This window comes from Streptomyces griseorubiginosus, from assembly GCF_017614965.1.
Taxonomy (GTDB): Bacteria; Actinomycetota; Actinomycetes; order Streptomycetales; family Streptomycetaceae; genus Streptomyces; species Streptomyces griseorubiginosus_B.
This window is the reverse complement of record NZ_WVUG01000222.1, coordinates 1-14,773: the sequence shown is the minus strand read 5'-3', so window position 1 is coordinate 14,773 and position 14,773 is coordinate 1. Positions and strand designations below refer to the sequence as shown.

Annotated in this window: 13 protein-coding genes; 3 read left to right on the top strand and 10 right to left on the bottom strand. The window is 71.7% G+C overall.

The features are described from left to right. Positions 1 to 106 precede the first annotated feature (106 nt). From GRC12_RS31360 to GRC12_RS31340, 5 genes are all read right to left on the bottom strand, one after another. On the bottom strand, positions 107 to 1,153 hold the full coding sequence (locus GRC12_RS31360) for an agmatine deiminase family protein (RefSeq protein ID WP_208782924.1): 1,047 nt from the start codon (positions 1,151 to 1,153) through the stop codon (positions 107 to 109). A gap of 9 nt (positions 1,154 to 1,162) precedes the next feature. After that, positions 1,163 to 2,872: an urease subunit alpha gene (locus tag GRC12_RS31355; RefSeq protein ID WP_208782923.1), complete on the bottom strand. Its 1,710-nt coding sequence runs from the start codon at positions 2,870 to 2,872 to the stop codon at positions 1,163 to 1,165. Further along, entirely contained in the window at positions 2,869 to 3,618 is a 750-nt protein-coding gene (ureA, locus tag GRC12_RS31350) for an urease subunit gamma (protein ID WP_208782922.1), read from the bottom strand. The genes GRC12_RS31355 and ureA overlap by 4 nt, the downstream gene beginning before the upstream one ends. A gap of 197 nt (positions 3,619 to 3,815) precedes the next feature. Continuing rightward, on the bottom strand, positions 3,816 to 4,904 hold the full coding sequence (locus GRC12_RS31345) for a branched-chain amino acid aminotransferase (RefSeq protein WP_208782921.1): 1,089 nt from the start codon (positions 4,902 to 4,904) through the stop codon (positions 3,816 to 3,818). A 253-nt stretch (positions 4,905 to 5,157) separates the two neighbouring features. Then, positions 5,158 to 6,201 (bottom strand): 3-isopropylmalate dehydrogenase, encoded by a 1,044-nt coding sequence (locus GRC12_RS31340; protein WP_208782920.1) that lies wholly within the window; start codon positions 6,199 to 6,201, stop codon positions 5,158 to 5,160. A 143-nt stretch (positions 6,202 to 6,344) separates the two neighbouring features. Between GRC12_RS31340 and GRC12_RS31335 the strand changes: the two genes are divergently transcribed. Next, positions 6,345 to 7,910, top strand: coding sequence for a purple acid phosphatase family protein (locus GRC12_RS31335; RefSeq protein ID WP_208782919.1), 1,566 nt, complete (start codon positions 6,345 to 6,347; stop codon positions 7,908 to 7,910). Positions 7,911 to 7,963: 53 nt separating this feature from the next. Here the strand turns inward: GRC12_RS31335 and GRC12_RS46510 are convergent, their stop codons facing one another. Beyond that, positions 7,964 to 8,095 (bottom strand): hypothetical protein, encoded by a 132-nt coding sequence (locus GRC12_RS46510; RefSeq protein ID WP_107056436.1) that lies wholly within the window; start codon positions 8,093 to 8,095, stop codon positions 7,964 to 7,966. A gap of 312 nt (positions 8,096 to 8,407) precedes the next feature. Here GRC12_RS46510 and GRC12_RS31330 point away from each other — a divergent pair, with 312 nt between their 5' ends. Continuing rightward, complete coding sequence (locus GRC12_RS31330) at positions 8,408 to 9,358, top strand: quinone oxidoreductase family protein (RefSeq protein WP_208782918.1); 951 nt, start codon at positions 8,408 to 8,410, stop codon at positions 9,356 to 9,358. Here GRC12_RS31330 and GRC12_RS31325 read toward each other — a convergent pair. The 4 genes from GRC12_RS31325 to GRC12_RS31310 all read right to left on the bottom strand — a co-directional run bounded on the left by GRC12_RS31325 (position 9,355) and on the right by GRC12_RS31310 (position 13,661). After that, positions 9,355 to 10,164, bottom strand: a complete 810-nt coding sequence (locus GRC12_RS31325) for a class I SAM-dependent methyltransferase (RefSeq protein WP_208782917.1) — start codon at positions 10,162 to 10,164, stop codon at positions 9,355 to 9,357. The genes GRC12_RS31330 and GRC12_RS31325 overlap by 4 nt on opposite strands. Further along, a complete protein-coding gene (locus GRC12_RS31320) occupies positions 10,161 to 10,985 on the bottom strand; it encodes an alpha/beta fold hydrolase (protein ID WP_208782916.1) in 825 nt (274 codons plus the stop codon). Before GRC12_RS31320 ends, GRC12_RS31325 begins: the two co-directional genes overlap by 4 nt. Before the next feature lie 66 nt (positions 10,986 to 11,051). Continuing rightward, positions 11,052 to 12,683 (bottom strand): L-glutamate gamma-semialdehyde dehydrogenase, encoded by a 1,632-nt coding sequence (gene pruA, locus GRC12_RS31315; protein WP_208782915.1) that lies wholly within the window; start codon positions 12,681 to 12,683, stop codon positions 11,052 to 11,054. 51 nt (positions 12,684 to 12,734) lie between these two features. Then, positions 12,735 to 13,661 (bottom strand): proline dehydrogenase family protein, encoded by a 927-nt coding sequence (locus GRC12_RS31310; protein ID WP_208782914.1) that lies wholly within the window; start codon positions 13,659 to 13,661, stop codon positions 12,735 to 12,737. Between the two features lie 106 nt (positions 13,662 to 13,767). Between GRC12_RS31310 and GRC12_RS31305 the strand changes: the two genes are divergently transcribed. Continuing rightward, positions 13,768 to 14,773 (top strand): PucR family transcriptional regulator (locus tag GRC12_RS31305; protein ID WP_244374042.1); only part of this gene is annotated, 1,006 nt, incomplete at its 3' end.

Genomic DNA, 14,773 nt, shown 5'->3' with positions numbered 1-14,773 from the left:
GGGGTGCGCCGGGGCGGGCTCATACGGCGACCATCCTGACGGCGCCGGACAGGAGGCGGGTCTCGTAGGGCCAGGCGGCGCGGATCAGCACGTTCACCCGTACGTTCTACCGGACGCCCACGCGCGGCTGCTGCTGGGTGACGCAGTGGATGCCGCCGCCGCCGGCGAAGATCGTCCGGGCGTCCACCAGGGTCACCGTGCGCTCGGGGAAGAGGCGCCGGAAGATGCCGGCCGCGATCTCGTCGCGCGGGTCGTCGAAGCCGCAGAGCACGACGCCGCCGTTGCAGAGGTAGTGGTTGATGTAGGAGTAGTCGACCCAGCGGCCGTCGGCCTCCAGGACGGTCGGGGCGGGGACCTCGACGACCTCGAGCCGCCGCCCGCGCGCGTCGGTCTCGGCCTTGAGCAGCCCGATGACCTCCTTGGTGACCTCGTGGTCGGGGTGCGCGGGGTCCGGCTGGTGGTGCGCGAGGACGACACCGGGACGGGCGAAGGCGGCCACGATGTCGACGTGCCCGAGGGTCCCGAACCCGTGCGGAGGATAGTCACCGGTCAGACCGCGCGGCAGCCAGATCGCCTTGCGGGTGCCGAGCATTCCGTGGATCTCCGCCTCGACCTCCTCCCGCGTCCACCCCGGATTGCGCTCCGGACCGAGCTGGACCGTCTCCGTGAGCAGGACGGTGCCCTCGCCGTCGACATGGATGGCGCCGCCCTCGTTGACCAGCTTCGAGGCGTACGTCCGGGTGGAACCGGCGAGGTCCGCCACATACGCGGCGATCTTCGCGTCGTGTTCCCAGCGGGCCCAGCTCTGGGCGCCCCAGCCGTTGAACGTCCAGTCCACGGCGGCCAGTTCACGCCCGTCGGTGAGGAAGGTCGGCCCGATGTCCCGCATCCAGGCGTCGTCGAGATCGCGCTCCACGGTGTCGACGCCGGGGCCCAGCAGCGCCTGCGCCGCCGCCGACTGACCGGGGCCGCACACGACCGTCACCGGTTCGAACCGGAGGATCGCGCGGGCCACGGAGGCCCAGGCCATGCGGGAGGCGATGAGGTCGTCCGGGTCGTCGAAGGTCGGGTTGGGACCCGGCCACGCCATCCAGGTGCGCTGGTGCGGGGCCCATTCGGCAGGCATGCGGAAGCCGTCGGCGGCAGCGGTCATCGGTGGTCCTTAGAGGAAGTAGAGGCGGTTGAGGGAGACCGAGTCGGCCGGTCCGGAGCGGATCGGCTCTCCGTCGAGGCTGACGAGCCCGGTGCGCTGGTCCACCTCCACCGCTCCGGTACGGGAGTTGCGGCGCAGGTCGGCGGGTCCGATGCCGCGGGTGCCGCGGACGGCGACTCTGCGCCGCCGGGTCGGCATACGGTCGTTGCCCTGGTCGAGGGCGGCCCGCGCGACGAACGCCACGGAGATGTCGGCGGGGGTGGCGCCGTGCGCGCCGAACTGCGGTCCCAGGACGAGCGGTTCGCAGGTGTCGGTGGCCGCGCCGGGGTCGCCGACGACGCCGTACGCGGGGAAGCCGGACTTCAGCACGAGCTGCGGCTTGGCGCCGAAGTACTCCGGGCGCCACAGCACGATGTCGGCCAGCTTGCCCACCTCGATCGAGCCGACCTCGTGCGAAAGCCCGTGCGCGACGGCCGGGTTGACGGTCAGCTTGGCGATGTAGCGCAGGACGCGCTCGTTGTCGTGCTCCTCGGGCGCGCCGAACTCGGCCTTCATCTTCCCGGCCATGGCGAAGGTGCGGCGCACGGTCTCGCCGGCCCGGCCCATGCCCTGCGCGTCGGAGGAGGTGATGCCGATCGCGCCCAGGTCGTGCAGCACGTCCTCGGCGCCCATGGTCCCGGCGCGGATGCGGTCACGGGCCATCGCCGCGTCGCCCGGCAGGTCGGGCTTGAGGTCGTGGACGGAGACGATCATTCCGTAGTGCTCGGCGACGGCGTCCCGGCCGAAGGGCAGGGTGGGGTTGGTGGAGGAACCGATGACGTTCGGGACGCCGGCCATCTTCAGGACGTTCGGGACGTGTCCGCCGCCGCAGCCCTCGATGTGGAAGGCGTGGACGGTGCGGCCCTCCAGCACCCGCAGGGTGTCCTCGACCGACAGGCACTCGTTCAAACCGTCGCTGTGCAGGGCGACTTGCACGTCGTGTTCCTCGGCCACGCGCAACGCGGTGTCCAGCGCACGGGTGTGGGCGCCCATGTCCTCGTGCACCTTGAAGCCGCTCGCCCCGCCCTCGGCCAGCGCCTCGACCAGGGGCGCCGGGTGGGAGGACGAACCCCGGCCGAGGAAGCCGATGTTGACCGGCCAGGCGTCGAAGGCGCTGAACGCGTGCCGCAGTGCCCACGGCGAGTTGACGCCGACGCCCCAGACCGGACCGAACTCCTGGCCGATGATCGTGGTGACGCCGGAGGCGAGCGAGGCCTCCATGACGCGCGGCGACAGCAGATGGACATGGGTGTCCACGGCCCCGGCGGTGGCGATCAGCCCCTCGCCGGACACGATCGACGTCCCCGTGCCGACCACGACGTCGACCCCGTCGAGGGTGTCGGGGTTCCCGGCCCGGCCGATGGCCGAGATCCGTCCCTCCCGGATCCCGATGGACACCTTCCGGATGCCGAGCACCGCGTCGATCACGACGACGTTGCTGATGACGACGTCACAGGTCTCCCGGACGGCGGCGGCCCTGAGGTGCAGTCCGTCGCGGGCGGTCTTCCCGAAGCCGGCGAGGAACTCGTCGCCGTGGCGCTGGGAGTCGGACTCGACCCGGATCGTCAGCCCCGAGTCGCCGAGCCGGATGCGGTCGCCGGCCCGGGGACCGTGGGTGGCCGCGTACTCGTACGGGGTGAGACGGCGGGCCTCGGCGGGGTGGCCTCCGGGGCGGCTCATCGCACGACCTCCTCGTCACCGGACGCGTCCGTCACACCGGTCTGCGGCCCGCCGGAGTCGTCCCTCGCCCCCGGCACGCCCAGATAGCCGCAGGCGGCGGCGCGGCGCAGCGCCTCCTCGCGGGCGCCGGGCGCGTCCAGGGGCCCGTCGACGAGCCCGGCGAAGCCGACGGCGACCCGGGCGCCGCCGATCGGCACCAGGCCGACCTCCAGCGACTCCCCCGGACCGAACCGCACCGACGACCCGGCGGGGACGGCGAGCCGCATGCCGTAGGTCTCGGCGCGTGCGAAGTCCAGGCGCGGGTTGGCCTCGAAGAAGTGGAAGTGGGAGGTGACCGAGACCGGCACGGTCGCGGTGTTGGTGACGGTGAGCCGTACGACCGCCTCGGGGTCGGTGTGCGCGGGCCCCGGCAGCAGGGCGCCCGGCGCGTCCGCACCCAGTCCGCCGCCGATCGGGTCGCTCACCACGGCCAGTCGAGAACCGTCGTCGAAGACGGCCTCGACATGCACCTCCGTGACGACGTCGGCGACGCCGGGCAGGACGTCGTCGGGGCCGAGCACGCCGCGCGCCGCCTCGATCGCCTCCGCGAGCCGTTTTCCGTCCCGGGCGGCCTCGCACACGGTGTCCGCGATGAGCGCGGTCGCCTCCGGCACGTTGAGCCTGAGTCCGCGGGCCCTTCTGGCCCGGGCCAGCTCGGCGGCCCCGAAGAGCAGCAGCCGGTCGCGTTCCGTGGGGGTGAGTCTCATGGTGCCGTCCTCCTTTGAACGGCACTCTAAATGAAGAACCTCTCCATAGGAACGCTTGGCGAGCATCAGAGGAGGCATCACATTGAGCGTCACTCAAATAAGGGGGCACCTTCCCCGTGCCGTGCGGAACCGGCGAACGCCGCACGGGGAAGGCACCGCACCCCGGACCGGGAGCCGGTCTCCGACCGGCGGTCCGGCTAGCCGAGCCGGTGCATCCAGCCGTGCTTGTCCTCGGACGTGCCCCGCTGGATGTCGAGCAGCGCCTCGCGCAGCTTCATGGTGACCTCGCCGGGCTCGCCGCCCGCCTGCTGCCACTCGGCGCTCGCGCGCTTGACCGTGCCGACGGGGGTGATGACGGCCGCCGTACCGCAGGCGAAGACCTCGGTGAGGGTGCCGTTCTCGGCGTCGGTCTGCCACTGGTCGATGGAGACGCGGCCCTCCTCGGACGCGTAGCCGAGGTCGCGGGCGACGGTGAGCAGGGAGTCGCGGGTGACGCCCTCCAGGATGGAGCCGGTCAGCGACGGGGTGACGATCCTGTCCCCGTACACGAAGTACAGGTTCATGCCGCCGAGCTCCTCGACCCACTTGTGCTCGACCGCGTCGAGGTAGCAGACCTGGTCGCAGCCCTTGGCGGCGGCCTCGGCCTGGGCGAGCAGGGAGGCCGCGTAGTTGCCGCCGGTCTTGGCGTCGCCCATGCCGCCGGGGACGGCGCGGACGCGGTCCTCGGAGAGCCAGATGGAGACCGGCTTCACGCCACCCGGGAAGTACGCGCCGGCGGGAGAGGCGATGACCAGGAAGAGGTACTCGTTGGCGGGCTTCACGCCCAGGCCGACCTCGGTCGCGATCATGAACGGGCGCAGGTAGAGGGACTCCTCGCCGCCGTGCGCGGGCACCCACGCCTTGTCCTGCTGGACCAGCGCGTCACACGCCTCGATGAAGGTCTCGACGGGCAGCTCGGGCATGCCGAGGCGGTGCGCGGAGCGCTGGAAGCGCTCGGCGTTCTTCTCCGGACGGAAGGTGGCGACCGAGCCGTCGGGCTGGCGGTAGGCCTTGAGGCCCTCGAAGATCTCCTGCGCGTAGTGCAGGACCATGGTGGCCGGGTCGAGGGAGATCGGGGCGTACGGGACGAGCTGGCCGTCGTGCCAGCCGCGGCCCTCGGTCCACTTGATCGTCACCATGTGGTCGGTGAAGTGGCGGCCGAACCCGGGGTTCGCCAGGATCGCCTCGCGCTCGGCGGTGGAGAGCGGGCTGGCGGAGGGCTTGAGCTCGATCGTGGGCGTCGTCATCAGTGGTTGTCCTTCACCGGTTGTGTAGTGACGGGCCGCGCTCACGCCTGTGACTGTCAGTGGCCAGTGCTAGGACGTCCGAGCATTCCCTCATTCCGCGGCTCCGCGTTCGATTATCTCAAGCGGGGGTCCGTGGACGAAACGGCGTGAAATGCGGCCCAGGGGATGATGGTGGCATCCGGCGGGGGCATGGGAAAAGCCGCCGGGTGCTGAGAGACCCGGCGGCTTCGAAAGGTTTCGAGTGGCGGCGGGGTCAGCCGGCTACTCGTACGGCCAGCGCGTCGCCGATCTCCGACGTGGAGCGGGCGGGCTTGCCGCTGCGCTCGGCGAGGTCGGCGGAGACCGCCTCGTCGATGCGGGCGGCCTCGGCCTCGTAGCCGAGGTGACGCAGGAGCAGGGCGACGGACAGGACCGTGGCGGTGGGGTCGGCCTTGCCCTGGCCGGCGATGTCGGGCGCGGAGCCGTGGACCGGCTCGAACATCGACGGGAACTCTCCGGACGGGTTGATGTTGCCGGAGGCGGCCACGCCGATGCCGCCGGAGACGGCCGCGGCGAGGTCGGTGATGATGTCGCCGAAGAGGTTGTCGGTGACGATCACGTCGAAGCGGGCCGGGTCGGTGACGAGGTAGATCGTCGCCGCGTCGACGTGGATGTAGTCGGTGGTGACCTCGGGGAACTCCTGGGCCACCTTGTTGAAGGTGTTCGTCCACAGGTGTCCGGCGAAGGTCAGCACGTTGTTCTTGTGGACCAGCGTGAGCTTCTTGCGCGGACGGGCCTGCGCGCGGGCGAAGGCGTCCCGGACGACCCGCTCCACGCCGAAGGCCGTGTTCACGGAGACCTCGGTGGCGACCTCGTGCTCGGTGCCCTTGCGGATGGTGCCGCCGTTGCCGGTGTAGGGGCCCTCGGTGCCCTCGCGGACGACCACGAAGTCGATGGCGGGCTCGCCCTTCAACGGCGTGTCGACGCCCGGGAGCAGCTTCGACGGCCGCAGGTTGACGTGGTGGTCGAAGGCGAAGCGGAGCTTGAGCAGGAAGCCGCGCTCCAGCACGCCGGACGGGACCGAGGGGTCGCCGATGGCGCCCAGCAGGATCGCGTCGTGCTTCTTGAGCGAGTCGAGGTCGGCGTCGGTGAGGGTCTCACCGGTGGCGTGGTAGCGCCGGGCGCCGAAGTCGTAGTCCTGGGTCTCCAGCTTCACATCCTGCGGAAGGACGGCGGAGAGGACCCTCAGACCTTCCGCCACGACCTCCTGGCCGATGCCGTCACCGGGGATCACTGCGAGATTGATGCTGCGAGACATGTCGGCACCCTACTCCTCGTCCCATGGGATGACATGGGCTGTCCGTCATGCGGACATCGGGGCGGGTCGGGGCGTCAACGCGTCACCGCACGTTCACCCTTACCTATGGCGGCCGTTGGGATTCGCCGGGAAGGGTCGTTCTCATGGACACACCCGATGTCGGCATCCCGCCGCGGCTCGCGCGCCGGATGAGCATGGCCGAGCAGCACGAGTACCTGCGGACGAGGCTGATGCCCCGCCGCACACTGGTGACGGCCGGCGCGGTGGCCGCGGGCGGACTGCTCGCGGGCTGCGGTGGCGGCGGCACGGGTGCGCGGGGCACGGCGACCCCGTCGCCCTCCGCCTCCGCGGTGCACGGCTCCGTCGTCTCCCCCTTCGGCCGCCACCTCGCCTTCGGCGCCGACCCGAAGACACAGATGCGGGTGTCCTGGCAGGTACCGCTCGCGGTGCGCAAGCCGTTCGTGCGCATCGGCCTCAGGCCCGACGACCTGAGCCGGCGGATCACGGCCGAGGTCCGCGGTCTGCACACCCCCGGCGTCACGGGCGTGCGCCCGGCGCTGCAGCAGTACTACCTGCACGCGGCCCTGGACGGCCTGCGCCCCGGGACGACCTACTACTACGGCGTCGGTCACGAGGGCTTCGACCCGGCCGCCCCCGCCCACCGCAGGACCATCGCGAGCTTCCGCACGGCCCCCGCCGGCCCCGAGAGGTTCGTCTTCACGGCCTTCGGCGACCAGGGCGTCAGCCAGGCCGCGGCCGGCAACGACCATGTCCTGCTGGAGCGGAAGCCCGCCTTCCACCTCCACGCCGGCGACATCTGCTACGCCGACACCAACGGCCGGGGAGAGAAGTCGGACGGCTACGACCCCGCCTACTGGGACCTGTTCCTCAAGCAGAACGAGCCGGTCGCGCGAACGGTCCCCTGGATGGTGACGACCGGCAACCACGACATGGAGGCCTGGTACTCACCGGACGGCTACGGCGGCCAGCTCGCCCGCTGGTCCCTCCCCGACAGCGGCTTCGACGCGCGGACGGCGCCGGGGGTGTACGCGTTCACCTACGGCAACGTCGGCTTCGTGGCGCTGGACGCGAACGACGTGTCGTACGAGATCCCCGCCAACTTCGGCTACACGGGCGGGAAGCAGACGAGGTGGCTGGACGACAGGCTGGGGGCGCTGCGCTCGGCGAAGGACGTGGACTTCGTCGTCGTCTTCTTCCACCACTGCGCCTACTCGACGTCCGCGCACGCCTCCGACGGCGGGGTGCGCGCCGAGTGGCTGCCGCTGTTCGCCAAGCACCAGGTGGACCTGGTGATCAACGGTCACAACCACGTGTACGAGCGGACGGACGCGGTCCGCGACGGCGGGGTGGGCAGGGCGGTCCCGATCGGCGGGGCGACGGACCCGACGAAGGACGGGACCGTGTACGTCACGGCGGGCGGCGGCGGCCGGGATCTGTACGGCTTCCCGTCCGGGGTGAAGGAGAGCTACGAGGGCCATGTGACGCGGCACGACTCGGTGCCCTCGTTCCGGTGGACGAAGTCCCACGCGGAGCAGCCCGAGACCGTGGAGTGGTCCCGGGTGCGCTACCGGGGCTTCTCGCTGCTGTCCGTGGAGGCGGAGAGCGGCGCGCGGCCGGTGCTCAGGGTGTCGGCGCTGGCGCAGAGCGGTGAGCGCATCGATCACTTCGAGGTGCGGCGCGGAGCATGAGCCCGCGCCGCACCTCATGCGGGTGCGGCTCCCGGTATCAGGGGTATTTCCGTTCAGTGACCGGTCGAACCGCCGTTGTCCCTGCGGTCCAGGGCACGCTGGAGGGCGGCTGCGGCGTTCTTGCGGTCGGACTCGCTCGTACGGGAAATGTGACGGACTCGGCGGCGTGCGGTCGTCTCGGCCATGAGGAATCGACTCCTTCGACATCAGGGAGTGCGGAAAAGGGGTTACGAGACGCCGGTTGGGCGGGGAGCGCAGCCGCAGGGGTTGCCTGCACGGGGCGCGCTCACGACCGCCATTCGCTTGGTCGAGCGAGACGTTCGGCTTCTACAAAGTTAGGTGAGGAGACCCGGTCTGTCTCCACAATTACTCGGACTTCCTACTATCTGAGACGGCGGATCGGGTCACACCCCGCTGACCTGCGATGTCACCCGAGGTGTCCGTCCCGGCCGGTCGGCGCCAGGATGGAGGGGAGCGACGGCCCCGGAGGAGACCCGATGGCACCACAGCAGCCCCGCACGCAGGTGATCACCCAGCGCCGTTTCGGGGGGCCCGAGGTGCTGGAGGCCGAGGAGCGCCCGCGGCCCGAACCCGGCCCGGGCGAGGTGCTGGTACGGGTCCGGGCCGCGGGCGTCAACCCCGTCGACCTGCTGGCGCGCTCCGGAACGGCCCCCGTGTACGGCGACCCGCCATTCACCCTGGGCCACGACGTCTCCGGCGTGGTGGAGGCGATCGGCGAGGGCGTGACCCGCTTCCGGCCCGGCGAGGCGGTCTTCGGCAGGATCGACGCCGGCGCCTACGCCGGCCATGTCACCGCGCCCGCCGCCCATCTCGCCCCCAAGCCGGCCACGCTCGACCACCTCCACGCGGCCGCCGCCCCGACGGCCGCCCTCACCGCCTGGCACGCCCTGCTCGACATCGCCCGGGTCGGGCCGGGCACCTGGGTACTGATCCACGCGGCGGCCGGCGGCGTGGGCCACACCGCGGTGCAACTGGCCAAGGCGGAGGGCGCTTACGTCATCGGCACCGCCCGCGCCGAGCAGCACCCCTTCCTGCGCGACCTGGGCGCCGACGTACTGGTCGACCCCGCGACCGCCGACTTCACCGAGGCCGTGCGCGACGTCCACGTGGCCCTGGACCTGATCGGCGGCGACTACGGCCCCCGCACGCTCGGCACTCTCCGCCCGGGCGGCCTGCTGATCTCCGCGGTCCCCGGCGACCTGGGCCTGGCCCCGGAGGACGTCGAGGCGCGGGGGATGCGGTTCGCGCTCGTCGAGGCCCAGCCCTCGGGCGAGCGGCTCGCCAGGGTCGCCGCCCTCCTCGCGGACACCCGCGTCCGCGTCCACGTCGGGGCGGCACTGCCCCTGACGGAGGCGGCGAAGGCCCACAGACTCGCCGAGGCGGGCCGCACCAAGGGCGCCCTGGTGCTCGTCCTGCCGTCGGACTAACCGGCGGCCCTGCGCCCGAGTTCGTACGCGAAGTCGATCGTCTCGGTGAGGCCCGCGTGCCGGCTCAGCGCGTGCCGCACGTCCGCCTCGAAGTGCCGCGCCCGGTCGCCGAGGGCCGCCCTGGACAGTACGGACGTCGAGAAGACGTTCCCGACGAGCGCCTCGGGGGTCCAGGTGTGCGGGGCCGGGAAGGAGAACTTGCCGAGGACCTCGAACCCCGCCCCCTCCAGCACCTCCCGGTCCGGAACCCGCCGGCGCTCCTCCTCGGCGCCCGCGGGGATCCGCTCGTCCCCGCCGGCCCGGTCCATCCAGCGCGTGACCACCTCGGCCAGGTCCCGTTGCCAGGGCAGCGCGCCGCGCCACGGACTCTCCGACCAGAGCAGCGCCAGACGGCCGCCCGGTCGCAGCCAGCCGTGGGCGAGTCCGGCGATCCGGTGCCGGGGCAGCCGGTGGAAGGCGTTGCCGATCGCGACCAGGTCGAACGCCCCGTCTGGGACAGCCAGTTCCTCGGCGGACGCGACCAGCGCCCGCACCTCCCTCGCCCCGGCGGCCTTCTCCCGGACCACCTCGATCATGTCCGGCTCCTGGTCCACGGCCCACACCTCGTCGAAGAACTCCCGTACGGCGAAGGCGATCTGGCCGGTTCCGCAGGCGAGGTCGAGGGCCCGGCCGCCGGGGTCCGCGGCAGCGCGCCGGACGAGATCGGCGATCAGTTCGCCGGGGTACGGCACGCGGAAGCGGTCGTAGTCGAGGGCGGTCCCCCGGTACAGGTCACGGCGGAAGGCCGGTCCGTCCACGGCGTTCACAGCACCGCCTTCAGCGCGTCCCGGAAGCCGTCGGGGTCCTCCACCCACGGCAGATGCCCGGCATCCCGGAGGATCACCCGTCGCCCCCGGGGCAGGGCCCGCTCCAGCGAGTCCACCGCCGAGCGCGGCCGGATGTCCTCGGCGCCGTCGACGATCAGTACCGGCAGGTCGAGGGCCGCGCAGGCGTCGTACAACTCGGGCGTGCCCCAGGCCCGTTCCGTCTCGGCGTTCAACGCGCTGCCGCACTCGACGGCGATACCGAACCAGGGATCCGCCATCCGCTCGGCGTGGACCAGGGCCCGCTCGCGGTCCTGGAACTCGACGGACCACTGGAGTACCGCCCGTTCCCGGTTCTCGCGGGGCAACTCCCGCCAGCGGGCGAGCCGTTCGGGGTGCTCGCCGAGCCGGGCGAGGAGGCCCCGCTCGTAGTCGTCGTGCCAGTCCGTCGTGGGGACGATGCCGGTGCCGGACACGTACACCAGCGCGCTCACCCGCTCCGGACGGGACAGGGCGTAGCTCAACGCCAGTTGCGCGCCCCAGGAATGGCCGAGCAGCGCCATCCGCTCCAGGCCGAAGTGCCGTCGTACGGCGTCCAGATCGGCTGTGAAGCGGTCGGTGGTCCAGGGGCCGGCGACCCGCTGCGAGCGTCCGCAGCCGCGCTGGTCCCAGTGGACGACGGGGGTGACGTCGGTCAGCAGGTCCGCCAGGTCATCGAACATGTCCCACAGCCCGGGGCCGCCGTGACACAGCACCAACGGGTCCCCCGGCCCCGACCTCGCCGCCCACAGCCGTACACCGTCGTCCGTGATCACGGTCTCCATGACCGCCAGTGTGCCGAACGGGCCGGATCCATGACAGACCCGGCCCGGTTCGGCTCCCGCGGGAGCTCAGCCCATGTGCGGGTAGGTATAGTCGGTCGGCGGGACCAGCGTCTCCTTGATGGCGCGGGTCAGGGTCCAGCGCAGCAGGTTCTGCGGGGCGCCGGCCTTGTCGTTGGTGCCGGAGGCGCGGCCGCCGCCGAAGGGCTGCTGGCCGACGACGGCGCCGGTCGACTTGTCGTTGATGTAGAAGTTGCCGGCCGCGTAGCGGAGCTTGTCCATCGTGTACGCCGCCGCCGCACGGTCGTTGGAGATGACCGAGCCGGTGAGCGCGTAGTCGGAGACCGACTCCATCTGGGTCAGCATCTCCTCGTACCGGTCGTCCTCGTAGACGTGCACGGCGAGGAACGGGCCGAAGTACTCGGTGCGGAACACCTCGTTCTCCGGGTCGTCGCACTCGACGACCGTCGGCCGGACGAACCAGCCCACCGAGTCGTCGTAGGTGCCGCCCGCGACGATCGTGCACGCCGGGTCGGACTTCGCGCGGTCGATGGCCGCCTTGTTCTTCTCGAACGCGCGCTCGTCGATGACGGCGCCGATGAAGTGGGACAGATCGGTGACGTCACCCATGGTCAGCCCGTCGACCTCGGCGGCGAACTCCTCCTTGAACCCCGAGTTCCAGATGGAGGCCGGGATGTAGGCGCGGGAGGTCGCGCTGCACTTCTGGCCCTGGTACTCGAAGGCACCGCGGGTGAGGGCGGTCTTGAGGACCGCGCGGTCGGCGCTCGGGTGGGCGACCAGGAAGTCCTTGCCGCCGGTCTCGCCGACCAGACGCGGGTACGAGCGGTACTTCTCGATGTTGTTGCCGACCGTCTTCCACAGGTACTGGAAGGTCTTGGTGGACCCGGTGAAGTGGATGCCGGCCAGGTCGCGGTGCTCGAGGGCGACCTTGGAGACCTCGATGCCGTCGCCGGTGACGAGGTTGATGACACCCTTCGGCAGGCCCGCCTCCTCCAGCAGCCGCATGAGCAGCACGGCGGCGTGGGTCTGGGTCGGGGACGGCTTCCAGACGACGACGTTGCCCATCAGGGCCGGGGCGGTGGGGAGATTGCCAGCGATCGCGCTGAAGTTGAAGGGCGTGATCGCGTAGACGAAGCCCTCCAGCGGACGGTGGTCCAGCCGGTTCCAGACGCCCGGGGAGTTGGCCGGGGGCTGCTCGGCGAGGATCTGCCGGGCGTAGTGGACGTTGAAGCGCCAGAAGTCGACCAGCTCGCAGGGGGTGTCGATCTCGGCCTGCTGGGCGGTCTTGGACTGGCCGAGCATGGTGGACGCGGCGATGGTCTCGCGCCAGGGGCCGGCGAGGAGTTCGGCGGCGCGGAGGATGATCGCGGCGCGGTCGTCGAAGGACATCGCGCGCCAGGCCGGGGCGGCGGCGAGGGCCGCGTCGATGGCGTCCCGCGCGTCCTGCTGGGTGGCGTGTGCGCCGGTGCCGATGACGGCCTTGTGGTTGTGCGGCTGCACGACCTCGAAGCGCTCACCGCCGCCGAGCCGCTTCTCGCCGCCGATGGTCATGGGCAGCTCGATCGGGTTCTCGGCCAGCTCCTTGAGCCTGGCCTCCAGCCGGGCCCGCTCGGGCGTACCGGGGGCGTAGCCGTGCACCGGCTCGTTGACGGGGGTGGGGACCTGGGTCACAGCGTCCATGAGATCCGTAACTCCTTGATGTTGAGCGGGTGTTGCGAGCGGGGGCGGGGCTCAGCCCGTGCTGACCATGCTGCGGACGAAGAACCGCAGGTTCGCCGGCTTCTCGGCGAGGCGACGCATGAAGTAGCCGTACCAGTCGGTGCCGTAGGCGGTGTAGACGCGCATGCGGTGGCCCTCGGCGGCGAGGCGCAGGTGCTCGTCGCTCCGGATGCCGTACAGCATCTGGAACTCGTACTCGTCCCGCTTGCGGCCGGCGCGGTGGGCGAGTTCCTGGGCGATGGCGATCAGGCGCGGGTCGTGGGAGCCGATCATCGGGTACCCCTCGCCCTCCATGAGGATCTTCAGGATCCGCACGTACGCCTTGTCGATCTCGTGCTTCTGCTGGTACGCGACCTCGGCGGGTTCCTTGTACGCCCCCTTGACCAGCCGCACCCGGCTGCCGGCCGCGGCGAGACGGCGGGCGTCGGCCTCGGTGCGGAAGAGGTAGGCCTGGATCACGCAGCCGGTCTGCGGGAAGTCCTTCCGCAGCTCCTCGTGGATGGCGAACATCGAGTCGAGGGTGGTGTGGTCCTCGGCGTCGAGCGTGACGGTCGTCCCGATGGCGGCGGCGGCCTCGACGACGGGCCGGACGTTGGCCAGGGCCAGTTCGTGGCCGTTCTCCAGGGCCTGCCCGAACATCGACAGCTTCACGGACATCTCGGCGCGGGTGCCGAGCTCCAGCTCCCTCAGCCGGTCGACGAGCGTCAGATAGGCGTCCCGGGCGGCGGCGGCCTGCTCGGGCCGGGTGATGTCCTCGCCGACGACGTCCATGGTCAGCTCCAGACCCCTGGACGTGAGATCACGGACGATCGGCACGATCTCGTCGACCGTCTCGCCCGGGATGAAGCGCTCGACGACCTGCTTGGTCACCGGGGCCGCCGAGATCAGACGTCGCATCCGGTCGCTGCGCGACGCGGCAAGAATCACGGGACCCAGCACGGGGCACCTCCACAAACCAGCAGATAGAACCACCGTGAACCTAAGGTTCCCCCCGATCGTGGGCCATCGACAGCTGTCACGCATCCGTGCCGCAGATCTCAGACAGATGTATGAAGTCGGGCTGCGTGTGCGGGAGAATGCCCCTGTGACGGCGGATTACCTGAGCGGTGACTACCAGGAGCTGGTCGATGAGATCTCGGAGCTGCTGGGCGCGCCGGCGACGCTGGAGAACCGCGACTTCGAGCTGATCGCCTTCGGCGCGTACGACAGCGAGGGCGAGCTGGACGCGTCGGCTCTGGACCCCGTGCGCACCCGCTCGATCCTCACCCGGCGCTCCACGGCCGCCGTCCGTACGTGGTTCGAGGGCTTCGGCATCACCCGGGCGACGGGCCCGGTCCGCATCCCGCCGACGCCGGAGGCGGGGGTCTACCGGGGACGGATCTGCCTCCCCGTACGTCATCGCGGGGTCGTCCTCGGCTACGTCTGGCTGCTGGACTCCGATCCGGGCCCCACCGAGGGACAGCTGGCGGCCGCCATGGACGTGACCGTCCGCATCGGCGCGCTGCTCGCGGACGAGGCGCAGCACGGGGCGGATCTGAGCCGGGAGCTGCGGGCGGTGCTGGTCGCCGAGCGCGACTGGCAGCGGGACATGGCGGTGGCGGAACTGCGCACCGCGCTGGGTCCGCGCGCCGACGGCCACCACACGGTGGTCTGCATCGCGCCCTGGCCGTCCGCCGACCCGGACGACGCACCGTCGGTACGCACGGTGCCGGGGGCGACGGCCCTGTGCACGGTGCCGTGGGGAGTGGCGTCCCAGTCCCTGGCCCTGCTCGTCAGACTGCGCTCCCCGAACGTACTGACCCCGGCGACGTCGGCAGCGACGCGGCTGCTGGAGCGGGCACGGCTGATGGACGGGGGCGGCGCGATGGGTGGAGGAGGCGGAAGGTCGGGAGGAGCGGCGACCACGACGGGCGCCGGTGACAGGGCGGCACGGCAAGCGGGCGGCGGCCGGACCACCGAGCGCGGGCCCAGTGGTACGCCCGGAGGCAGGCCGGGACGTACGGCAGCCGGACAGGGGGCCGGCGGCGATGCGCCAGAGGGCGGTGCGCGGG